We start from the raw sequence: 21,420 nt of genomic DNA on the forward strand, positions 1-21,420 counted from the left end.
ACGGGCGCGAGGCGGTGTGCGCCGCTGCGCGGTGGCCCGGTCCGGCCGGCCCCCGGCCGCCCGGATCAGATGAATCGAGGTCGTCCGGGCCCGGCTCGGCGCGGTGCGCGTGGCCGTGGGCGTACCGAGGTGGGTGACGGGGCCGGTCTGCTCGGGGACCGTTCCCACACCGCCGAGGGCGGGGTGGTCACGATCAGGGCGACTGCGGCGACAGCGGCGCGGAGGATCATGGCGGGCTCCATTTCGGACGCGTCGGTAGACGCTCGTGGTCCGAGGACATCCTCCAGTGTGACGCCGGGCCGGGGTCGTGTGTAGCCCCCGCCGGCGGTCCCCCGGCGGAGGCGCGTCGCGGCCGTGGAGCCGGGCGGCGGCGGCGGGGAGGCCCCGCCCCGGTCGACCGTCAGATCAGCTCGAGGCGACGCCCCATGTCGGAGACGAACACGCCGTTCGGGTCGATCCCCCGGCGGGTGGCGATCCACGAATCGATCCGAGGGTACATCGCGTGGAAGCGCTCGGCCGGGACGCGGGAGTCCTTGGCCGTGTACAGGCGGCCGCCCATCGACATGACCTTGGCGTCGAGTTCGTTGACGAACGTGTTGAGCCGGCTGTTGATCGGGAAGTCCACGCAGACGTTCCATCCCTCCATGGGGAAGGACAGCGGCGCCTGGTTTCCCGGGCCGAAGAGCTTGAAGACGTTGAGAAACGAGTAGTGCCCCGAGCGCTGGATGTCGCCGATGATCTCCTTGAAGCCCTCGACCTCGCCGGGCGGGACGATGAACTGGTACTGCAGGAATCCCTTGGACCCGTAGGCCCGGTTCCACTCGGAGAACAGGTCGAGCATGTGGTAGAACGCCGGCAGCGTCTTGATCTGGTTCCGGGACGTGACCCCGAGCCGGTAGTACACCTCGCCGATGGGGCCGAAGGTGTACTTGTTCGCGAGCCCGTTGGGGAAAATGTCCGGGAAGGTGATGAGCGGCTTGGCGTCCATCGCCAGGGGGTTCTTCGCCAGCTTGGGCGCGTATTCCTCGAGTTCGGCGAGGGTGGCCAGCGACCCGCGGGACACGGCTGCCCGGCCGAGCTTCGGCGGCGCGCTGATCGCGTCGAACCAGGCCGAGGAGTAGGTGTACTTCGACTCGGAACCGTCGGTGTGCAGGGCGATCGTCTCGTCGAGCGACCCGGTCTGATCGGAATCGGCCAGGAAGAAGGCGGTCTCGGTGCGGGTCATGGCGATCCACACCTTGAGGATCACGCCGGTCAGGCCGTTGCCGCCGACCGTGGCCCAGAACAGGGTGCCCTCCGGGTCGTCGGCGGTACCGCTCGGCTCCAGGGTCAGCACCCGGCCGTCGGCGACGAGCAGTTCCATGCGGGTGACGTGGTTGCCGAAGGACCCGGCCGAATGGTGGTTCTTACCGTGGATGTCATGACCGATCGCGCCGCCGACCGTGACCTGCCGGGTGCCCGGGAGCACCGGAACCCACAGGCCGAACGGCAGGGCCGCGCGCATGAGCTGGTCGAGGTTCACGCCCGCGTCCACCACGGCCAGCGCCTTCTCGGCGTTGAGCTCGTGGATGCGGTTGAAGTGGCTCATGTCCAGCACGAGACCGCCGGAGTTCTGGGCGCTGTCGCCGTAGGAGCGACCGAGCCCGCGGGCCACCACGCCGCGGTGCAGGTGGGCGGGGCTCGACGCGTTGGCGTCGTTGACCGCCGCCACGGCTGCCGATATCTCCTCCACGGACCGTGGGGTGAGCACGTGGCTCATCGCGGGAGAGGTGCGCCCCCAGCCGGTGAGGCGCTTGAGTTCGGTGTCCAGGGCGGACTGGGCCGGGGAGGAGTTCTGGGCGGTGCTCACAGGGTCGAGGGTACCGCTCAGCGGCTCCCGACCCACCCCGCGACGGCCCCGGCGTGACGTCCGCAACGCCCCCGGCGCGCCCGACCGCTGGTGACGCTATCGGCAGCCGGTGGTGAACGGGACCCCGCGGGCGCGGTCGTCGACCCAGTCGAGCGCCGGGCCCACCGCGGTGTAGGCGGCCAGGATGTGCTCGCCCGGAACGGGCGTGTACTCGACGTCGGCACCGGCCGCGCACCACTCGTCGGCCAGCTGCCGGGCCGTCCATTCGGGGACGAACGGGTCTCCGGGACCCCGCGACGAGCCCGGGCCGGGCCCGATCGGCGCGGCGGCGTCCCCGTGCCACACCTGCACCGGGCCGGTCGGCACCTCGCGCGGGTCCGCGCCGTGGGCCGGGTCGGCGGTGCCCAGCCGGTTGCGGGCGAGCACCTCTGACACGGTCGGGTCAGTCCGCGGGTCGGTGGTAATCAGCGTCGCCAGCGGGACGGGGAACAGCCCCGACGCGGTGTTGGCGGCGGCACACGAGTCGCGGAGCCCGTGGGCGGCGACGTCCCCGGCGTCGCTGAGCAGTGTGTACAGCTCGGGGTACTCGCGCGCGATCCCCAGTACCGCTGCTCGGTAGAGCCCGGAGGCGAGGTTGCCGTCCATCGTGTCGAACAGTTCCGAGTAGTCGGCGGGGACACCGCCCACGGACGACCCCACGAGCACACCGGTCAACTCGGGCGCGTAGACGGGCTGCAGCTGGGCGGCCCAGCCGGTGGCGATACCGCCGCCGGAGTAACCGACCTGGACGACCCGCGAGTCGACGAACATCGGGCCGCTCTCACCGGGTGGGACGAAGGCGCGGGCCGCTCGGATCCCGTCGAGGACCGCCCGGCCGTTGGCCCGTCCGGCCGCGTACGCGGCCTTGGGTCCCTGGAAGTCGGTCACGACCAGCCCGTACCCGCGGTCGGCGAGGATCTGCAGGAACGGTGGCATCTCGAGGTTCAGCTCGTGCGGCAGCGTGTGCGACGGCATGCACGTCAGGCCGAGGGAATCGATGGTGACGTTGAACGACACGAGCGGTCGCGGACCCGGCCCTGTCCAGGGGGTGGCCGGCTCGATGATGGTGGAGACGATCTGCTGCGGCCGGTCGTGCGAGTCGAGACTCTGGACCAGCACCTGCCAGCCGCGGCCGAAGTTGCGGACGTTGTGCGGCGGGATCGTCACCGGCCTCGTGTCGAGGATCGTCCCGGGGGCCGTGGCGGGATCGACCTCGGGCGGTGCGGAGTACCAGGGATCCGGTGACGGGCTGGGCAGATATCGCTCCGGCGTGCGCTCGTGCGGGGGTGCCGGTCGGAACGCCGCCAGCGGATCGGGCGGTGCCGCGGGCGAGGACCCGGGCGCCGGTGCCGGCATCGCGGCGGTGGACGGGACCCCGGCCACCGCGCAGGCCAGGGACACGATTGCCGCGGCGACTGCGCGGGCGGGACGGAGGGGACGCCGCGACCTCATGCGCGTACGGTATCGCGCGCCTCGGACATGGCCACCGGGCGGTCGGCACATCGACCTCGCCGGACCCTCCCGGTCGGGGCGGGTCGGTCGTAGGCTCTCCCACGTGGGGTCGACGATGATCGAGATCGGGCCGGCGTTGGCGGTGGCCGTCGTCCTGTTCGTGGTTATCGGCGCGACGGCGGCGTGGCTGGGCGGCACGGGGCAGGAGTGGGAGATCCCGTGGACGTCGATCCGCGCGGCCGTCCAGCTCGTGGCGCTCTCGCTGATCATCGGGTACGTGGCCGACCGGCCGTGGCTGGTGGCGGCATTCGCGGTGGTGATGGCGTCCGTCGCCTCGTGGGCCGCGGCCCGGAGGCTGGCGCAGCGCAGCGCGCCTCAGGCTGGTGCGGCGCGGGTGACCGTGCGTGATGCGCTGTGGTGCGCGGTGGCGGTGGCTCTGCCGGCGGCGGTGATCGTCCTGGGGTTGCTCGCGGCCGGGGTGGTCCGCCCCAACGGATTGTCGGTCATCCCGGTGGTGGGGATCTTCCTGGGCAACGCCATGGCGGTGGCGGGCCTGTCCGGCCGCCGCGCGCACGACGAACTCGCCACCCGTCACGGTGAGGTGGAGGCCGCGCTGTCGCTCGGCTTCACGGACATCCCCGCGCGGATGATGGTGTGCCGCGAGGCGGCGGCGACTTCCCTGCAGCCCTCGCTGGACCAGACGCGCACCATCGGGTTGGTCACGATCCCCGGGGCGTTCGTCGGGATGGTGCTCGGCGGTGCCCGTCCGTGGGAGGCCGGGGTGATGCAACTGTTCGTCTCGACCGGGATCCTCGCGTGTGGCGCGATAGCCCTGGTGGTGACCACCCGTCTCGTGGCCGCCGACCGGTTGTAGCCGGGAGACGCCTCGCGCACGACGCCCGACTGTCGGCCGGTGGGCCGGACGGTGGGCGCCGCGCGCGAGTAGCGGTGCGGTGGGCTCGCGCTCAGGCGGAGCCGCGGGTGGCCGGCGTCGACAGGACGACGCGGCCGGTGGGCGTGTACGACGGCGAGACCGGGCGACGGTTCGGAGTCCGCAGCGGCGATGACGGCGGGATGGCCCGGCCGGTCGGCGTGTACGAGAACGCGGTCGGCGCGTTGTTCATGGCGGGATTTCGGTACTGCGACATGGGGATTCCTCCTGGTCGGGAAGCGAGCTGCACAGCCGCCACGTCCACTGGTGACGAGACGACGAGCCGTGCTCGGATGCGTTGGGTGGAGGCGACGACGGCTACCCGGGAATGGCGCGGACCTGGTGGTGAGGGCGCCGGGTGAGATGGGGTGGCCGGAACGGATCGCTCCCGCGGAATCGAACGCAGTCGGCGGATGTGCCGTTTCCGGTTCGACCAGAAGCGGGCTTGTGTGCCCGCAGTGGAGAAAGAATTGCACGTCGCAGACCTGATCGCAAGGGGGGTGACGATCTTCACGTGATCCTCACGGAGACCCCTCGGGTGCTTCACGCGGAGGCGGTGGAATCGAGGTGTCGGACGAACCGACACACGAGGCCCCACCCGCGGGGCAGGACGAGGTGAGGATCATGATGGCGAACTCGAACAGGACGATCCGTCGCTCGATGGGCGCGGTCGCGGCCGTCGGTGCGTTGGCGGTGGCGGGGGTCGGCGGATATGCGCTGGCCGGGTCCGACGGGCCCACGGAGGGCACCCGGGTCGCGACGGTGGCGACACAGGAACAGACCGGAGGGCCCCAGGGAGTCGGCGTGCCCGGGCAGGGCCGCCAGGGAGAGGGCCCGGGTAGGCAGGAGCACGGCCAGCACGGCCAGCACGGCCAGCACGGCCAGCACGGCCAGCGAGACCAGCGAGACCAGCCAGGCCAGCAGGGCCACGGGCTCGAGGTCCCCGCGCCCGCCGGTACGTTGTCGGCCGAGGAGGCCGAGACCCTGTCGATGATGCGCGAGGAGGAGCGGCTCGCCCACGACCTGTACGTGGCGTTGGGCGAGGCGTGGCCGGACCGCCGGTTCGACAACATCTCGGCTGCGGAAGCCCGGCACGGTGAGGCCACGGCGACCCTGCTCGCGAACCACGACCTGCCCGACCCGTCGGTCGGCTCCACCCCGGGAGTGTACGACTACCCGGAGCTCCAGGAGCTGTACGACGACTGGCTGGAGCGGGGCCTGACCTCGAAGTCCGAGGCGCTGGCGGTGGGCGCCGAGCTCGAGCGACGCGACATCGCCGATCTCGAGGCCGCGATGGCGGCCACCGAGCAACCCGATCTGGACGCGGTGTACGAGCACCTCAGGGACGGATCGGAGAAGCACCTGGCGGCGTTCGAGCGAGGCTGAACACGAAGGTGGACCCCTGGCCCGGGCCCCGGGAGGCGACTGTGAGGTCGCCCCCGTGGGCCCGGGCCAGTTGGCGTCCGATGGTCAGACCGAGGCCGGATCCGCCGGCGTGTCCGCCGGGCCCGCGATGGAACCGCTCGAAGACGCGCTCGGCCGAGTCGTCGTCCAGGCCGATGCCGGTGTCGGCGACGGTGATCTCCGCCCCGCCGGAGGTGCCGCTCACCGAGACCGTCACCCGGCCGCGCTCGGTGGCGGCCAGTGCGTTGACCACCAGGTTCTCGACGACCTGCGCCACGCGGTCCGGGTCGACCGTCAGGCGCACCTCGTCGTCGGGCAACTCCACCCGCAGGTCGACCTCCGTCGAGGCGAACCGGGGCCGGAGCCGCTCGACCGTGAGGCGCACCAGTTCGGCCAGGTCGGTGACCGTCGGCGCGAGGTCGAGGCGGCCCTCGGTGCCCCTGGACAGCGTCGACAGGTCCTCGGAGAGGCGCCGGAGCCGGGCGCTCTCGGCACGCACGTGACGCAACTCCTCCACGCCGAACACGCCGTCGGCGATGCCCTCCACGTACCCGTCGATCACGGTGAGCGGCGTGCGCATCTCGTGTGCGACTTCCGAGATGAGACGCATCCGGCGCGCCTCGGTCTGGTCGATCGTCCGGGCGAGCGTCGTCACGTCGTCGGCCAGGGCCGCGATCTCCCGCTCGGGGGGACGGGTGATGCGGCGGGTGTAGTCCCCGGCGGCTATCGCGGTGGTGGCGGCCCCCACCTCCGCCAGCGACCGGAGCATGCGGCTCCCCACGATCCCGGCGGCGAGGAGCGCGACCGCGACGCCGGCGACCGCCCCCCACACCGTGGCCGTGGTGACCGCGTCGGCGACGGTCGAGCGCAGACCCGGGCCGGCGCCGCGGTTTCCGACCCCACCGACCCCACCGGGACCGCCGGGCCGGAGCGAGTCGTCGAAGAGCATCGGAGCCGTCAGCCGGACCACCACCAGCACCACGATCACACCGACCACGGCCACCGAGAGGTGGGAGAGGAACAATCGCCCGCGCAGGGTCCGGATCATCGCGCACCCCCGTGACCCGCCGGCCGGAGGACCTTGTAGCCCGCGCCCCGCACGGTGGCCACGAAGCGGGGTGCCGCCGGATCGTCCCCGAGGGCCCGCCGTAACCCGCGCACGTGGACGTCGACCACCCGCTCGTCCCCGAAGTACCCGTCCTGCCACACCGCGTCGAGGAGCTGTCGGCGGCTGAACACCTGCCCCGGGGCGGCCGTCATGGTGGCCAGCAGATCGAACTCGATCGGGGTGAGCGGGACCGCCGATCCGTCGACGGCGACCTCGCGCGCCCCGACGTCCACGGTCAGCGCACCGACGGTGAGCGGCGGCGTGGCGACCACCACCGGACCCGTCTCGCGTGCCCGGCGCAGGACGGCGCGGACGCGGGCCGTGACCTCGCGGGGGCTGAAGGGTTTGACCACGTAGTCGTCGGCCCCGGCCTCGAGGCCGATCAGCCGGTCGACCTCCTCGGCGCGGGCGGTCACGAGGATCACGTACACCGGTGACACCGCCCGCAGGTCGCGCAGCAGGTCGAGGCCGTTCCCGTCGGGCAGTCCGATGTCGAGCAGGACGAGGTCTGCGGCGCCCACCAGCTCCCGGGCCTGGGCCGCGGTACCGGCCTCGTCGACGGCGAAACCGTCCGCCTCCAGATACCCGCGCAGGACACGGCGGATGTGGGGTTCGTCGTCCACCACCAGGACGCGGCGGCGGGCGGCGGGGTCGGGGGAGTTCACGCCTCCAGTGTCCCCCTCGGCAGTGCGTGACGCCGTGCCCTCGGCCGGCGATCTACCCTGGTCGCGTGACGACATCCAGCGGCGGACCCATCCACGGCAGCCCGGCGGACCCGCCGGAGGACTCCGTCCTCGACTCCCTGCGGGGCGCCGTGGACCCCCTCGAGGCCCGCCACGAGTCCGACCCGGCCCGCCCGACCGACCTGAAGACGCAGGCCGTCCGGTTCTTCCTGACCGGCGTGCTGTCGGCGATCGTCGACTACGGGCTCCTCCAGCTGCTCAGGGTCCTCGGCCTGGACTACGGCACGGCCAAGGCGCTGTCCTTCGTCGCCGGCACGCTCACCGCCTACTCCTTCAACCGCCGGTGGACGTTCCAGGCCGAGCCGTCGCGCGCCCGGTTCATCGCCACGATGGGCCTCTACGCGCTGATGTTCGGCGTGCAGTGGGGCCTGTTCATGGTGCTGACACCGTGGTTCCTCGGTATGGACTGGAGCCCGTTCTGGGCCACGACCGTGGCCTACGTCATCGCCCAGGGCGTCGCCACGGTCACCAACTTCATCGTCCAACGGACCGTGATCTTCCGGGTGCGCTGAGCACCGTGACGGTCGCGCTCGTCCTGCTCGCCGCGGTGGCGCTGGTGGTGGTGCCGGGGGCGGTGGTCTGCCTGGCCGCCGGCACCCGGTGGCGGGACGCGGTGGCGGCCGGGCCGGCGCTGACGCTCGCGGTGGTGGCGGTCGGCAGCGCGGTCACCGCCGCGGTGGACCTGCGCTGGGGCGTCGTCTCGGCCGGGGTGACTGCGCTCGCCGCGCTGGTCTGCGCCGTCGTCGTGGGTATCGCGTCCCGGGTCACCGATCGGGGGACGTGGCGGCGTGGCGAGGGGGAGTACGACGACGACCCCCGCCGCGGCGGGCCGGGCCCGGGGGTGGCGGACCTCGTCGTCGTCGTCCTCGCGGTGATCCCGGTCGCCCACATCCTCGTCGCCACCCGCGGTCTCACCGCCATTCCCCAGGGCTGGGACGCCATCTTCCACGGCGGCGCCACCCGGTTCATCGCCGAGACCGGGCGGGCCGGCCTGACCGACCTCGCGCCGGTGAGCCAGCCCGCCAACCCGCACTTCTTCTACCCGGACACTTATCACGCGTTCGCGTCGCTGCTGGTCGGGCTGCCCGGAGGCGGCCTGCCGGAGGCCCTGGGCGCCGTCTCCGCGGCGACCGGGGTGGTGTTCGTGCTGGGGGTCGCGGTCCTGGCGGCCCGCCTCTGCGGGGGGTCCCGACTCGCGGCGGTGGCGGCCGCGGCGGTCGCCGCGTCGGCGTGGACGTTCCCGTACCTCGCCCTGGTGCGCGGACCCGTACTGCCGTTCGCGCTGGGCGTCGCGGTGATCCCCGGACTGCTCCTGCTGGGTGAGCACCTCGCCGCCCGTCGGTCCCGGATGCCCGCGCACGCGCTGCTCCTGGGCGCCGGGATGGCCGGGGCGTGGTCGGTGCACCCGTCGGTGGCACTGGCCGCGGCGATCCCGCTCGCCGCGCAGGCCCTCGCCGGGCTGGCCGCCGCTCCCGGCCTGCGCCCGCGGCTGACGGTGCTGGGCGCGTTCGTCCTGGCCGCCGTGCCCGCGGGGGCGTACGTCGGGTGGTCGGTGAGCATGGTGTCGTCCGGGACCACCCAGTCGCTCGCCGGGTTCTCGTGGCCACGGGAGGCGGGTGTGGCGCGGGCGGTCGCCGCGGTGCTCGACCTCGGTCCCACGGCGGTGGCCTCGGTGGGCATGGCCGTGGCGGTGATCGTGGGACTGGCGACGGCGGTCGCCGACCCGCGGCGGCGTCGCCCGCTCGCCGCCCCCGTCGCCGCGCTCCTCGTCTACGGGACCCTGTACGTCCTGGCCGCGGCCGTCCGGGGCGACTGGGTGCGGACGTTCACCGGCTTCTGGTGGGACGACTTCTACCGGTTCGCGTCGCTGCTCGTCCTGCCCTCGGCGGTGCTGGCCGGGGCCGGCGTGCGGGCGCTGGTTCCGCGCGGGTCGCTGCGCCGGCCGGCGGCCCGGGTCGGCGTGGCCGTGGCGGCGGCGCTGGCCCTGCTCACCGCCTCCGGGCACGCGGTGATGGCGCGGGACCTGACCGCCTGGGGGTACGCCGACGGGCCCGCGGTCACCGCCGACGAGCGGCTCGTGCTGGACGCGCTGGGGGAGAGGTACGACGGCGGGGTGGCCCTGAACGACCCGTTCGACGGCACCGCCTGGGTCTACGCGCTCCACGGGGTGCCGGTGGTGTTCGGGGCGCCGCTCGCCGACGACCCGGTCGCGCAGGTCGGCGCCGACCGCATGACGCTGTACACCTCGGTCAACCGCTACGGTTTCGACCCGACCGTCACCCGCGAGATGCAACTCCGGGACGTGCGCTGGGTGATCGTCGGGACGGAGTCCGTGGGCGGGCCGGGCCGGCCGGGTGGGTTCATCGGGCTGCACCTCAACCCGAACCTGCGGCTGGTGGAGGCCACTCCGGGCGCCCGTCTGTACGAGGTCCTGCCGGTGCCCGCGGACCACCAGCCGCTGCCCCCGCCACCCGGCATCCCCCCGGTGACGCCGCCGGGGCAGCCCCCGAACACCGACTCACCGGTCGTCGAGGCGGCGCCCCCCGGCCCGGGGGCTAGCCTGGACGGCACCGCCTAACCGACTCCCAGGAGCGCATCGCCCCATGGACGCCACCACCGTGACAACCGCAGACGCCGACACCGGGACCGACCGGCCCGAGCGCGATCTGCTGCTCCAGCGCACCCTGTTCTCCGGCCCGCGCCGGTGGGTCAACGACGACCTGTACTCGCGGATCACGCGGGGCGTGGTGCGCCGCACACGCACCGAGCTGCACCTGGAGCCCGGCGCGATCGTCGACACCAACACCTACTTCGGCCGGTTCGAGGCGTCCTACTGGCAGCGCTGGACCGTCGTCACGGAGCTGACCGTACGGGTGTCGGTGGAGACCGCCGGGCAGGTCGACGTGCTGGTGCGCGCCTCGGACATCGGCTCCCACGTGCGGACGGTGGAGGTGGTCCACCACCACGGCGACGGCATGGCGGTGGTGCACGTGCCGGTGGACGCGTTCACCGACGGTGGCGCGATGTGGCTGGAGGTGCACGCCGTCGACGCGCCGGCGACGGTGTCGGAGGTGGAATGGAGTACGACGACGACGAGGCCCGCCCGCCGCGCCGCCGTGGCCATCTGCACGTTCAACCGGGCGGATGACTGTGCGGCCACGGTCGACTCGCTGGCCTCGGATCCCCTCGTCGCGGACCTGATCGACGACCTCTATGTCACGGACCAGGGCACCGATCTGGTGGAGACCCGCGATCCGTTCCGGCACGCGGCGGAGGAGTTCGGCGACCGGCTGCACTACCTGCGCCAGCCCAACCTCGGCGGTGCCGGCGGCTTCAGCCGCGGGCTGTTCGAGGCCACCGCACCGGACGGCCCGGGGCCGGTGGACGTGCTGCTCATGGACGACGACGTCCGGGTGGAGCCCGAGACGGTGCTGCGGCTGTTCGCCTTCGCCGCCGTCACCCGTGAGCCGATGCTCGTGGGCGCCCAGATGCTCTACCTGTTCAACCCCGACTACCTGCTGGTCTCGGCCGAACGGACGCAGCTCGACGAGCTCCGGGGCGGGTTGGACGCCGACGAGTTCGCGCTGCGTGACGAGTCGGTGGTCGCGGGCCGGCAGGAGCGGCGGATCGACGCCGAGTACAACGCGTGGTGGTCCTGCCTCGTCCCCGGCGAGGCCGTGGAGCGGGTCGGACTCCCCATGCCGTACTTCTTCCAGTGGGACGACATCGAGTACGGCCTGCGCTGCCGCCAGGCGGGGATGCCCACGTGCACCCTGCAGGGTGCGGCGGTGTGGCACGCGGACTTCTACTGGAAGGACGGCGACGACTTCGGCCAGTTCTTCTCCCTGCGCAACTCGCTGACCACAGCGGCGGTCCGGCAGGGGATCGACCCCAAGGACATGGCCAAGAACCTCGCCCGGAGCGTCCTGCGCGCGGTGGCGGCCATGCAGTACGGGCTCGCCGCCACCCGCCTGCGCGGGATCGAGGCGTTCCTCGACGGGCCCGACGGCACCCACGGCGTCGGTGACGGCGGTCAGGCCGCGCTGGCCGCGATCCGCGCCGAGCGCGCGCGGTACCCGGAGACCGCCAAGCTCGGGGTGGAGGCCCTGCCCGCCGGGGTCGGTGTCCAGCGCAAGGTGGGGATCCCGAGGGAGGACCGCGAGGACCAGGTGCTCGCCAAGCGGCTGCTCGTGCAGAAGTTGGGCCGGCAGCGCCGCGGCGTGGTGGCGATCCCCTACGAGGACGCGGCCTGGTGGCACGTCTCCCTGTTCGACGAGGTGTACGTGACCGACGCCTCGCAGACGGGGGTGCACCACCGCAAGGTGGACCCGGCGCGGGCCACCGAGCTGCAGAAGCGGCTGGTCGCACTGCTCTCCAGGTTCGTCCGGGAGGCCCCGGCCGCCCAGGAGCGGTGGCGTGCCGCGCAGGCCGAGCTCACCGCGCGGGAGAACTGGGCGCGGCTGTACGGACTCTGACCCGCCGTCCGCTCGCCGCCTAGGGTGGGTTGATGGTCGAGATCGTGCTGACGGTGGTGGGCGTGGCGCTCATCGTGGTGGTGTTGATGGACGTGTTCCACACGCTGATGCACCCCGGGGGCACCGGGTACCTGAGTCCCTGGGTGTTCGCGGGGATCTGGCGGGTGTCCCGGGCGACGGGCCATCGGGTGGGCAGCGCGGTGGGTCCGGCGGCCCTGGTGACGGTCATCCTGCTGTGGGTGCTGCTCCAGGGACTGGGCTGGGGACTGATCTACTACCCGCACCTGCCCGCGGACTTCACCTACTCGGACGGGATCGATCCGGACAGGCTCCCGGCGTTCGTCGAGGCCCTGTACTTCTCGTTCGTCACCCTGGCCACCCTCGGGTTCGGTGACATGGTCCCCTCCGATTCGTGGGTCCGGTGGATCACACCGTTCCAGGCGTTGACGGGGTTCGCCCTGCTCACCGGGGCCCTTACCTGGTTCAACCAGGTGTATCCGCTCTTGTTGCGGCGGCGGGCGTTGGCGCAGGAACTGTCGCGTCTGGACGAGGTCGACTTCCAGGGACGGATCCCGGACCTGCCGACGGAGCCGGTGTGTGCGCAGTTGACGGCGGTGGCCGACAGGGTCGAGGAGGTCCGGATCGACTTCTTCCAGCACTCCGAGGGCTTCTACTTCCGCGAGCAGTTCGCGGACCTGTCGCTGCCACGACAGCTGGCCGGCGCGGTGCGACTGTCCGAACCCGGCCCGGCGGGGTCGCCGGCCGCCGTGGAGCTGGGTCGCCGCCAGCTCGCAGTGGCGCTGGAGCGGCTCGCGGTGACGCTGGACCAGCAGTTCCTGCACCGCGGTGGTCTGCCGGAGCAGGTGTTCTCCGCCTATCTCCGCGAGCACCACCCCTAGGGGGCCGGCGGTCGATCACGGCACCAGGGCCACCGCCTTCAACTCGACGAGCTGGCCGGGGAACGTCAGCTCGCTGACGCCGATCGCACTCCACGCCGTGGGGACGTCCGTCCGGGGGATGTAGCGGCTGCGGACGTCGAGGAACAGGGGCAGGTGGTCCTGGAGACCGACGTGGTACGTGGTCATCTCCACGATGTGCTCGAAATCCGACCCGCCGGCCCGGAGTACCGTGCCCAGGTTCTCCCAGGCCGCCACGAAGTGATCCTCGAGGCTGCTGTCGATGACGTTCATCTCCGAGTCCCGCCCGGCCTGGCCCGAGCAGTAGATCAGGCTGCCGACCTTCACTGCCGGTGAGTAGTTGAACCGCTCCACCAAGTGGGCCATGTCCTCGGGAACGACGATTTCCTTCTGAATCTTTTCCTCCGTCTGTGAGTCGGTGTGACAGGTTGATCCTCGGCGGACGATGAGTCGAGTTAGCTAGCTGCGTGTAACAGCGGTGGGTCGTGAGATTCCACAGGTGTGGCGTTCTCCACAGACGCCGCCCGGAAGGCGGCTTCCCGGCCCTAGAGCAACGGCTCCGTGCGCCACAGTGACGGGTATGGAGATCCCAGATGCGTCCCGTGCCCGAGTCCTCGATGCGGGAGGACGCGGTGCGGAGACGGTGGCCGGCGACCCGCCACCACCGGGCAGAATCCGCCGCGGCGCACAGGGAACACGGGGTGCACGGGGCGTTCTGCCACCCGGCCCGCTGACCACGGCCGAACTCGCCGTCGCGGTACCGGATCCCGCTGACCGCGCGCGCTATCGGCGGATCTGGCACGGAATGTACCGGCGGGAGGACCAACGGGACGATCTCCGCATGCGCAGCGTCGCGCTGGCGCGGACCTGGCCCGGAGGGGTGCTGCGCGGGCGCAGCGCCGCCCTGCTGTGGGGCGACGACTCCGCGCCCGCGGACGCGCCACCCGAGATCTGGCTGCCGTCGACGCGCAGGTCGCGTCCGGGCAGGGTGTACCGCTACGGTTCGATGCCCCCGTCCGCTGTCACGGAGATCGACGGGTTGCGTGTGACCACCCCGCTGCGGACCTGCCGGGACCTGGCCGGAGATCTGTCGTTCGAGGACGCGGTCGTCGCGGTGGAGCGGCTGTGCGGGATGCTGCCCGAACTGCCGGGCCAGTTGTCGGGCGCCGCCGGGCATCCCGCCGGGCGTGGTGCGAGGGCCTTCCGTGAGGTCGCCGGGGCGGCGGATCCGCTCTCGGGATCGGTCGCGTCGACCCGGGCCCGGCTCGAGTTGGCGGCGGCGGGGTGCGGGACGTTCGGGCACGGGCACACGGTCCGGCTGGGGCACTTCACGGTGGAGTTGCCGCTCGCCGATCCCTTCGACCGGTGCGTGGTGTTCACGCCCGGCGGGCGGGCCCCGTCGTTCGGGAGACCCGCCGAGCGCTACCGGGAGCACTTGCGTCGGGCCGGATGGACGGTGATCGTCGTCCGAGGACCCGTCTCTCCGGAGGGGGCCGCGGCGCCCGCTCCGTCCGCTGTGCCCGCTCCGTTTGCCGGGCCAGCCGCGCTCACGCCTCCGGGAGGTCGGGGGGAAGGGCACCGCGCGGCGGCGGTGCTGAGGTCGCGCTGGCCATCGACGGAGGTCCGGTCCCCGTTGCGCGAGGACGGCGCGGTGGATCCGCACGGCATGTGGTCAGGCAGCCCCTGGTGAGGAGCCCGGGTCAGGAACCCCGGTGAGGAAGCCCCGGTAAGGCCCGGCCCCGCCGCCGGCGTCAGCGGGTGTAGTCGGTCGCCTTCTCGTAGCGGCCCTGCTCGTCCCAGACCCTCCGCAGGAGCTGCTCAAGCTCCCACACGTCGCCCTCGCTGCCGAAGTACCTGCGCTCGATGTCCTTGAGCTTGTCCTCGTTCTCGACGATCTTCGCCCACAGCTTCGCCCGCTCGACCGGATCGTCGACGAAGTCCTTGTCGAGGTATTCGAGCGAGTGTCGCTTGAGGTTGCCGAGCACCGTGAGCGCCTTGCCGGCCGGGCTGAGCAGGGAGCCGAGGACCGTCACCACGAGCACACCAACGATGATGCCCAGCGAGAGGAACGTGGGGACCTCCACCACGTCCACGTGCTCGCCACCGTTGATGAACGGGAGGTTGTTCTCGTGCAGGGCGTGGAGGATGAGCTTGACGCCGATGAAGCCGAGGATCGCGGCCAGCCCGTACTTGAGGTAGACGAGCCGGTCGAGCAGGCCGTCGAGCAGGAAGTACAGCTGGCGCAGGCCGAGCAGCGAGAACGTGGTGGCGGTGAAGACGATGAAGACGTTCTGGGTGAGACCGAAGATCGCGGGGATCGAATCCAGCGCGAACATGATGTCGGTGCCGCCGATGGCGACCATGACGATCATCATCGGCGTCATGACGCGCTTGCCGTTCTCGATGGTGAACAGCTTGTCGTGGTCGTAGTGGTCGGTGGCCGGGATGAATCGCTTGGCCAGGCGCACCACCACGTTGTCGGCGTCGTCGTCCTCGTCGTCCTCGGCCAGCAGACGTCCGGCGGTGACGATGAGGAACAGGCCGAAGATGTAGAACAGGACGGCGAACTTGTTGAGCAGCGCGGCGCCCACGAAGATGAACGCGGTCCGCGCGATGATCGAGAACACGATGCCGAACAGCAGTGCCTTCTGCTGGCCCGCACGCGGCACCTTGAAACTGGTGAGCAGCAGCAGGAACACGAACAGGTTGTCCACCGAGAGCGCCTTCTCGGTGATGTACCCGGCGAAGTACTCCACGCCCATGTCTGTGCCGCCGAAGATCCACACCACGCCGCCGAAGATCAGGGCGATCCCCACGTAGAGCGCGGACCAGATGGCCGACTCCTTGAGGGTGGGGATGTGCTCCTTGCGCACGTGAAAGAAGTAGTCGAACAGCAACAGGGCGATGATGAGGCCGACTGACAACGACCATGCGAGCGGGGTGGCTCCCAACGGGGGTTCCTTTCCGGGGAGGGCCTGGGACCGGATTATCCTACCCGTGTCCGGCGGCGGGAGACCCCCGGCGGAGGTTTTGACCGCTGCCCGTCAATCCCTGCGGCGGATCGACATCGTGTGCCGGGCCTCCACGACCGTCCCGCCGCGGGCGTCGGTGACCAGGGCCGTGTGGACGATGCTCGTCCGGGGCCGCGCGGTCAGCTGCTCACGGATGGAGTCGGCCTCCACGCGGGGGACCTCCACGACGCACCGCAGACGACCGCGTCCGGGGGTACGGAAGTCGATCGTCGCGGACTTGGTCCACACCTGGTAACCGGTGCCGAGCTGCCCGGACAGCAGCGCCCCGTAGAGCACGTCGGTGGCGGCGAACAGCGCGCCGCCGAACGCGGTGCCGTTGGTGTTGGCCGTCCACGGGGCCACGTGCATGTCGAGCTCCCCGCGGGTCCAGTCCGGCGCGACGTGGCGGATGCGGATCCCCGAGCCCAGCAGGGGTGGATAGAGCGAGGCCAGGACCGGGAACGCCCGGGGGCTCGAGGTGTATCGGTGCAGCAGCGTCTTGGGCACGGGGCGAGCTTAACTTACCGGCGGATCAGTTCGGGGCGGCTGCGATCCGGTGACGAAAACACGAATTCCCTAGACAAAAAGCACCGATTTGTCTAAGTTCAGGGGTCCGACCACGGAACCGATCGTGGCCGACGACGAGGAGGCACGTCATGAGGATCATCGTGGATCCGGACCGGTGCGAGGGCCAGGCGGTGTGCGTCGGGCTCGCCCCCGCAGTGTTCGAGCTGGGGGACGACGACGAGGTGGTGCGCGTCATCGTCGATGAGGTCCCCGAGGAGCACGAGAAGCGGGCACGGAAGGCCGTCGCGAAGTGCCCGATGGCTGCTCTCAGAGAGGCCTGACGGGCCACGCCCCCGGATCGCGTCCGGTCAGCGCCAGCGCCGTGTCCCGGGCGGGGACGTCCGGCCCCTCGTAGCCGGGCACCGGGGGATCGAAGAGTTCCGGGGCCGGGTTGTCGGCGAGATCTGCCCGGACGAACTCCAGCACGGCCCGATCGAGCTCGTCGCCCCACCGCAGGTCGATCCGCTGGGAGACGGCGAGATCCCACGCGTGGACGGCGAGGTCGAACACCTGTTGCGCCAGGTAGTGCTTCGCGGGCGCCAGCCCGTAGGACAGGTGCACCTCGTCGTCGTCCGGGGTCCCTCGCCACGCCGCCGCCACCGGCGGGCGGATCGCGTGCCAGTCGGTGACCAGCTCCGGCCCGGTCGCCTCGTGGAGCCGACGCAGGCGGTCCTCCAGATCGTCGGCCACCTCGTCGACGGTGCCGCCGGCCAGCAACCCCGGCACCCACAATTGCTCGTCGACCACGTGAGCCAGCACCTCGTGCGCCGTCCAGTCGCTGCAGGGGGTGGCGGCGTCCCAGTCGGTGATGGCGGGCAGGACCTCGTCGTAGAGGTCGGCGGCGCGGGACTGCAGGGCGATCCAGTCGGTCATGGACCCATCCTGCCAAAATCCGCTACTCCACCTCCGGATCCGCGAGTCCAATCGGCATAGCGGATCCGGATTCGCGGTAGCGGATTTCGTGGGTCAGCCGCCGGGCTTGTCGAACCGCTCGCCGGCGCCCATCCGCTGCAGTCGCAGCCACTCGCGCAGGCCCGCCGGGTCGCGCCTCGTCACCAGGAAATACCAGCCGAAGCGCAGGATCTCCTGGGGGATGAGTCGCCGATTGCCGGGCTGGGTGAGCACGTACCCGCGGTTGCGGTAGGTGAAGTGGCGTTTGACCGGGTCGTCGGGGAACTGGGTGTGCATCCGGCCGCCGAGGATCGGCTTGAACTCGTCCGAGCCCTGCGGGTGCAGGTAGGCGGTGGTCAGGCAGGTGCCGAAGGGCTGGCCGGAGCGGACCAGGCGGCGGTGCATCTCCACCTCGTCGCCGCGGATGAACAGCCGTAGATCCGGAACGCCCACCCGGTCCAGGCAGTCGGCGGTGAACAGCGCGCCGTTGAACAGCGACGCGATGCCGGGCAGCAGGTCCTCGGCCGGTGCCGCGGGCCCGCCCGTCCCACCGGCCCCGCCCGTCCCACCGGCCCCGCCGACCGTGAACAGCTCGGAGCGGTGTCGTCGCCACACCAGGCCGCGCCGCAGCGGGAACGCCAGACGGTCGGGATCGTCGAGGTCGCACACCACCGGCGACACCTCGGCCAGCCCGTGGCGGTCCATGCAGCCCAGCAGGGTCGCCAGCACCTCGGGCCCCTCGGGGCGGCCATCGTCGTCGGCGCACCACACCAGGCCCGCCCCGGTGGCCAGGGCGTGGAGCATCCCCAGTGCGAACCCGCCCGCGCCACCCAGGTTGTGCTTTGAGCCGATGTACGTGGCCTCGACCGGCTGGGCTTCGACCAGTTCTCGCACGGCCTGCTCGTCGGCATTGTCGATCACCACCAGGTGGTCGATCGGGCGGGTCTGGCCGCACACCACCTCGAGCGAGGCGCGCAGCTGCTCCAGCCGGCGGTGCGTGACCACCACGGCCACGACGCGCCGCCCGTCGCCGCCCCGCTGGGTTGCGCTGGCGGAATGCTCGCTTCCGGCGGGGTTGTGCTGCGTGTCGGGACCATTCTGGGCGCGCAGGTCCGAGCCCATCACCGCAGGGGCGTCCGACCCGGGCGTGTCGCCCGCACCGCCCGGGCGGCCCGCGCCCTGCCGCTCAGTCCTCATGGTGCATCCTGCCGATGTACTCGCCGATCGAGCGCCCGGCCTCGGGGCCCTCATAGGCGGTGACGATCTCCTCGATGCTGCCGCGCTGGCGGATCCGGCCGTGGTCGACCCACATGGCCGAGTCGCACAGCTGCGCGAGGAATTCGTTGGAGTGTGAGGCGAACACGAGGATGCCGGAGCGGGAGACCAGCTCGGCGAGCTTGACCCGCGCCTTCTTCATGAACTCCGCGTCCACGGCACCGATGCCCTCGTCGAGCAGCAGGATCTCGGGGTCGATGGAGGTCACCACCCCCATCGCCAGGCGGACGCGCATGCCGGTGGAGTAGGTGCGCAGTGGCATGTCGAGGTACTCGCCGAGCTCGGTGAAGTCGGCGATCTCCTCGACCTTCGCCTTCATCTGCTTGCGCGTCTGCCCGAGGAACAGCCCGCGGATGATGATGTTCTCGTAGCCCGAGATCTCCGGGTCCATGCCGACGCCCAGGTCGAAGACCGGCGCCACGCGACCGCGGATCCGGGCGGCCCCGCGGGTGGGCTCGTAGATCCCGGAGAGCAGGCGCAGCAGCGTGGACTTGCCGGCCCCGTTGTGGCCGACCAGCCCGATCCGGTCGCCCTCCCGGAGGGAGAGGGTGATGTCCTTGAGGGCCTCGACGACGACGACGTTGGACGCGTTCCGGCCGATCGCGCCGCCGGCGGATCCCAGCACGGCCTTCTTGAGCGATCGCGACTTGGCGTCGAAGATCGGGAAGTCGACGCAGGCGTCCACGCAGTCGATGGACACGCCGCCGGGCGTGGGGACAGCGGAGCTCATGGGATATATCTCCTACACCCAGTACGGGACTCGGGAGCGGAACTGGCGCAGGGCCACGAACGCGAGGACCAGACCGACGGCGGTGCAGCCCAGGACGATCCACCAGTGATAGGCGGCGGTGGGTTCCCCGAGCATGGGGGCGCGGACGATCTCGAGGTAGTGGTAGAGCGGGTTGAGCTCGGCGATCCGGGCCCGCTCGGCGATCTCCCCGCCCTGCTCGTAGAGCGTCTGCGTGGTCCAGACGATGGGGGTCATGTAGAACAGCAGCTGCACCATCGAGTCCAGCAGCGGCGCGATGTCGCGGAACCGGGTGGCGAGGATGCCGAACAGCATGGCCACCCAGACGCCGTTGATCATGAGCACCGCCAGTCCCAGGACGGACAGCAGCAGGTCCCAGCCCAGGGGGCGCGGGAAGACCAGCATGAGCACCACCCAGATCACCAGGTTGTGACACAGGAACAGGAACTGCCGCCAGACCAGGCGGTAGACGTGGACGCTCAACGCGCTGGGCAACTGCTTGATCAGGCCTTCGTTGGCGATGAAGACCTCGGAGCCCTCCTTGATGCACCCGGAGATGAAGCCCCACATGATGAGGCCCACGGTGACGTGCGGGAGGAACTCGGCGAGCGGGATCTGGAAGAGGATCGAGTACAGCAGGCCGAGCGCGACGGCCATGACGCCGGTGGCGATGGTGATCCACAGGGGACCGAGCGTGGACCGCCGGTAGCGCTGTTTGATGTCCTGCCAGCCCAGGGACAACCACAGCTCGCGCTGGCTGAGCCCCTGCCGCAGGTCGGCGACGGCCCGGCGGAAGGTGTGGGAGTCGTTGACGATCTCGCCGCGTACGCGCTCGTCGGGGAGCGTCGCCGAGGTGGGATCGGGGAGGGGCTGGTCCTGCACGATCGGGAAGCCTACTAGAGCGGCCGGCGGTGGCAGCCCCGCAGCGAGTGCGCGTAGACAGTAGAGATGACGACCAGTACGCAGATCCAGCTCGCGAGCCGCCCCCGCGGATGGCCGACCCACGACAACTTCCGCACGGTCACCGTCGACCTGCCCGAGCTCGCCGAGGGCGAGGTGCGGGTGGCCAACGAGTACGTCTCCGTGGATCCCTACATGCGTGGCCGCATGAACGAGGGGCGCTCCTACATCCCGCCGTTCGAGCTCGACGAGACCATGACCGGTGCCGCGGTGGGGCGTGTCGTCGAGTCGCGGTCCGACGCCCACCCCGTCGGTGCGGTGGTCCTGCACGACCTGGGGTGGCGTGACGTCGCGCAGGCCGACGGTCGGCAGTTCCGCGTGGTGGAGGAGATCGACGGCGTGCCGGTCTCGGCGTACCTGGGCATCCTCGGCACCACCGGACTCACGGCGTACGTGGGGCTCATGCACATCGGACGGTTCCGGGCGGGCGAGTCGGTGTTCGTCTCGGGTGCGGCGGGTTCCGTCGGTTCCGCGGTGGGCCAGATCGCCAGGCTCGAGGGCGCGTCCAAGATCATCGGCTCGGCCGGCAGCGCGGAGAAGGTCGCCACGTGCACGGAGCGCTATGGCTTCGACGCCGCGATCAATTACAAGGACGGCTCGGTCCGTGAGCTCCTGCGGGGGCACTTCGGCGCCCGCGACGGTGAGGGTATCGACGTCTACTTCGACAACGTGGGCGGTGACCACCTCGAGGCCGCGCTCGACCTGATGAACGACGGGGGCCGACTGGCCCTGTGCGGCGCGATCAGTTCGTACAACGCCACCGAGCGTGCGCCGGGGCCGGACAACATGTGGCACGCCATCACCCGCGGCCTCACCCTGCAGGGCTTCACGGTGAACAAGTACATGCATCTGTTCAAGGAGTTCGCGGAGAAGGTCGGCCCGTGGGTCTCCTCGGGCGAGATCGTGTTCGACGAGACCGTCGTCGACGGCATCGACAACTCGGTCGACGCGTTCCTCGATCTGATGAAGGGCGCGAACGTGGGCAAGATGCTCGTGCGGATCTGATCCCACCGATCTGACCCTCAGTCCGGTCCGGCGGCCGGCGGCGGT

At 71.4% G+C, this 21,420-nt stretch carries 22 protein-coding genes; 10 read left to right on the forward strand and 12 right to left on the reverse strand.

What is annotated here, in order from left to right; translation table 11 throughout:
• Positions 1-400: 400 nt before the first annotated feature.
• Together G6R20_RS00965 and G6R20_RS00970 are read right to left on the reverse strand one after the other, a co-directional pair.
• Complete coding sequence (locus G6R20_RS00965) at positions 401-1,849, reverse strand: FAD-binding oxidoreductase (RefSeq protein ID WP_067714788.1); 1,449 nt, start codon at positions 1,847-1,849, stop codon at positions 401-403.
• Between the two features lie 96 nt (positions 1,850-1,945).
• On the reverse strand, positions 1,946-3,340 hold the full coding sequence (locus G6R20_RS00970; RefSeq protein ID WP_096906235.1) for a lipase family protein: 1,395 nt from the start codon (positions 3,338-3,340) through the stop codon (positions 1,946-1,948).
• Positions 3,341-3,443: 103 nt separating this feature from the next.
• Here G6R20_RS00970 and G6R20_RS00975 point away from each other — a divergent pair, with 103 nt between their 5' ends.
• A complete protein-coding gene (locus tag G6R20_RS00975) occupies positions 3,444-4,214 on the forward strand; it encodes an ABC transporter permease (protein WP_227022103.1) in 771 nt (256 codons plus the stop codon).
• Between the two features lie 91 nt (positions 4,215-4,305).
• Here the strand turns inward: G6R20_RS00975 and G6R20_RS00980 are convergent, their stop codons facing one another.
• The gene (locus G6R20_RS00980) at positions 4,306-4,488 is read right to left on the reverse strand and encodes a hypothetical protein (RefSeq protein ID WP_067714780.1); all 183 of its coding nucleotides are present in this window, start codon (positions 4,486-4,488) and stop codon (positions 4,306-4,308) included.
• Between the two features lie 407 nt (positions 4,489-4,895).
• On the opposite strand from G6R20_RS00980, the gene G6R20_RS00985 reads away from it, so the two are divergent.
• Positions 4,896-5,657 (forward strand): DUF2202 domain-containing protein, encoded by a 762-nt coding sequence (locus G6R20_RS00985; RefSeq protein ID WP_143337719.1) that lies wholly within the window; start codon positions 4,896-4,898, stop codon positions 5,655-5,657.
• Here G6R20_RS00985 and G6R20_RS00990 read toward each other — a convergent pair.
• Together G6R20_RS00990 and G6R20_RS00995 are read right to left on the reverse strand one after the other, a co-directional pair.
• A complete protein-coding gene (locus tag G6R20_RS00990) occupies positions 5,611-6,723 on the reverse strand; it encodes a HAMP domain-containing sensor histidine kinase (RefSeq protein ID WP_067714774.1) in 1,113 nt (370 codons plus the stop codon). The two genes, G6R20_RS00985 and G6R20_RS00990, sit on opposite strands and share 47 nt — an antisense overlap.
• Positions 6,720-7,448 carry a response regulator transcription factor gene (locus G6R20_RS00995; RefSeq protein ID WP_067714771.1) on the reverse strand — a complete coding sequence of 243 codons (729 nt, stop codon included), beginning with the start codon at positions 7,446-7,448 and terminating at the stop codon, positions 6,720-6,722. Before G6R20_RS00995 ends, G6R20_RS00990 begins: the two co-directional genes overlap by 4 nt.
• A gap of 65 nt (positions 7,449-7,513) precedes the next feature.
• Here G6R20_RS00995 and G6R20_RS01000 point away from each other — a divergent pair, with 65 nt between their 5' ends.
• From G6R20_RS01000 to G6R20_RS01015, 4 genes are read left to right on the forward strand one after another with little or no spacing between them, the layout of a single operon-like run.
• The gene (locus G6R20_RS01000; protein ID WP_082923818.1) at positions 7,514-8,038 is read left to right on the forward strand and encodes a GtrA family protein; all 525 of its coding nucleotides are present in this window, start codon (positions 7,514-7,516) and stop codon (positions 8,036-8,038) included.
• Between the two features lie 5 nt (positions 8,039-8,043).
• Complete coding sequence (locus G6R20_RS01005; protein ID WP_096906234.1) at positions 8,044-10,104, forward strand: DUF6541 family protein; 2,061 nt, start codon at positions 8,044-8,046, stop codon at positions 10,102-10,104.
• Positions 10,105-10,129: 25 nt separating this feature from the next.
• Positions 10,130-12,001, forward strand: coding sequence for a glycosyltransferase (locus tag G6R20_RS01010; RefSeq protein WP_069390372.1), 1,872 nt, complete (start codon positions 10,130-10,132; stop codon positions 11,999-12,001).
• A gap of 32 nt (positions 12,002-12,033) precedes the next feature.
• A complete protein-coding gene (locus tag G6R20_RS01015; protein ID WP_069390373.1) occupies positions 12,034-12,900 on the forward strand; it encodes a potassium channel family protein in 867 nt (288 codons plus the stop codon).
• A gap of 15 nt (positions 12,901-12,915) precedes the next feature.
• Here the strand turns inward: G6R20_RS01015 and G6R20_RS01020 are convergent, their stop codons facing one another.
• Positions 12,916-13,284: a RidA family protein gene (locus G6R20_RS01020; RefSeq protein WP_067714759.1), complete on the reverse strand. Its 369-nt coding sequence runs from the start codon at positions 13,282-13,284 to the stop codon at positions 12,916-12,918.
• Between the two features lie 227 nt (positions 13,285-13,511).
• On the opposite strand from G6R20_RS01020, the gene G6R20_RS01025 reads away from it, so the two are divergent.
• A complete protein-coding gene (locus G6R20_RS01025) occupies positions 13,512-13,652 on the forward strand; it encodes a hypothetical protein (RefSeq protein WP_163375187.1) in 141 nt (46 codons plus the stop codon).
• A 107-nt stretch (positions 13,653-13,759) separates the two neighbouring features.
• Positions 13,760-14,608, forward strand: a complete 849-nt coding sequence (locus G6R20_RS01030) for a hypothetical protein (RefSeq protein WP_227022101.1) — start codon at positions 13,760-13,762, stop codon at positions 14,606-14,608.
• Positions 14,609-14,669: 61 nt separating this feature from the next.
• Here the strand turns inward: G6R20_RS01030 and G6R20_RS01035 are convergent, their stop codons facing one another.
• Together G6R20_RS01035 and G6R20_RS01040 are read right to left on the reverse strand one after the other, a co-directional pair.
• Positions 14,670-15,869, reverse strand: a complete 1,200-nt coding sequence (locus tag G6R20_RS01035; RefSeq protein WP_069390375.1) for a TerC/Alx family metal homeostasis membrane protein — start codon at positions 15,867-15,869, stop codon at positions 14,670-14,672.
• Positions 15,870-15,962: 93 nt separating this feature from the next.
• Positions 15,963-16,436, reverse strand: coding sequence for a DUF4442 domain-containing protein (locus G6R20_RS01040; protein WP_067714753.1), 474 nt, complete (start codon positions 16,434-16,436; stop codon positions 15,963-15,965).
• Positions 16,437-16,585: 149 nt separating this feature from the next.
• Here G6R20_RS01040 and G6R20_RS01045 point away from each other — a divergent pair, with 149 nt between their 5' ends.
• Entirely contained in the window at positions 16,586-16,777 is a 192-nt protein-coding gene (locus tag G6R20_RS01045; RefSeq protein ID WP_007633389.1) for a ferredoxin, read from the forward strand.
• On the opposite strand, the gene G6R20_RS01050 is transcribed toward G6R20_RS01045, so the two are convergent.
• The 4 genes from G6R20_RS01050 to G6R20_RS01065 form a co-directional block, all read right to left on the reverse strand.
• Complete coding sequence (locus G6R20_RS01050) at positions 16,764-17,369, reverse strand: maleylpyruvate isomerase family mycothiol-dependent enzyme (RefSeq protein WP_067714750.1); 606 nt, start codon at positions 17,367-17,369, stop codon at positions 16,764-16,766. The two genes, G6R20_RS01045 and G6R20_RS01050, sit on opposite strands and share 14 nt — an antisense overlap.
• Before the next feature lie 93 nt (positions 17,370-17,462).
• Positions 17,463-18,584, reverse strand: a complete 1,122-nt coding sequence (locus G6R20_RS01055) for a glycosyltransferase family 2 protein (protein WP_240341220.1) — start codon at positions 18,582-18,584, stop codon at positions 17,463-17,465.
• The gene (locus G6R20_RS01060) at positions 18,574-19,392 is read right to left on the reverse strand and encodes an ABC transporter ATP-binding protein (protein WP_067714748.1); all 819 of its coding nucleotides are present in this window, start codon (positions 19,390-19,392) and stop codon (positions 18,574-18,576) included. The genes G6R20_RS01055 and G6R20_RS01060 overlap by 11 nt, the downstream gene beginning before the upstream one ends.
• A gap of 12 nt (positions 19,393-19,404) precedes the next feature.
• Positions 19,405-20,292 carry an ABC transporter permease gene (locus G6R20_RS01065; RefSeq protein ID WP_069390376.1) on the reverse strand — a complete coding sequence of 296 codons (888 nt, stop codon included), beginning with the start codon at positions 20,290-20,292 and terminating at the stop codon, positions 19,405-19,407.
• 66 nt (positions 20,293-20,358) lie between these two features.
• Here G6R20_RS01065 and G6R20_RS01070 point away from each other — a divergent pair, with 66 nt between their 5' ends.
• Positions 20,359-21,375, forward strand: a complete 1,017-nt coding sequence (locus G6R20_RS01070) for an NADP-dependent oxidoreductase (protein WP_069390377.1) — start codon at positions 20,359-20,361, stop codon at positions 21,373-21,375.
• The last annotated feature ends 45 nt before the right edge of the window (positions 21,376-21,420 follow it).

It is taken from the genome of Dietzia sp. Alg238-R159, from assembly GCF_900537145.1.
In the GTDB taxonomy this organism is placed as follows: domain Bacteria; phylum Actinomycetota; class Actinomycetes; order Mycobacteriales; family Mycobacteriaceae; genus Dietzia; species Dietzia kunjamensis.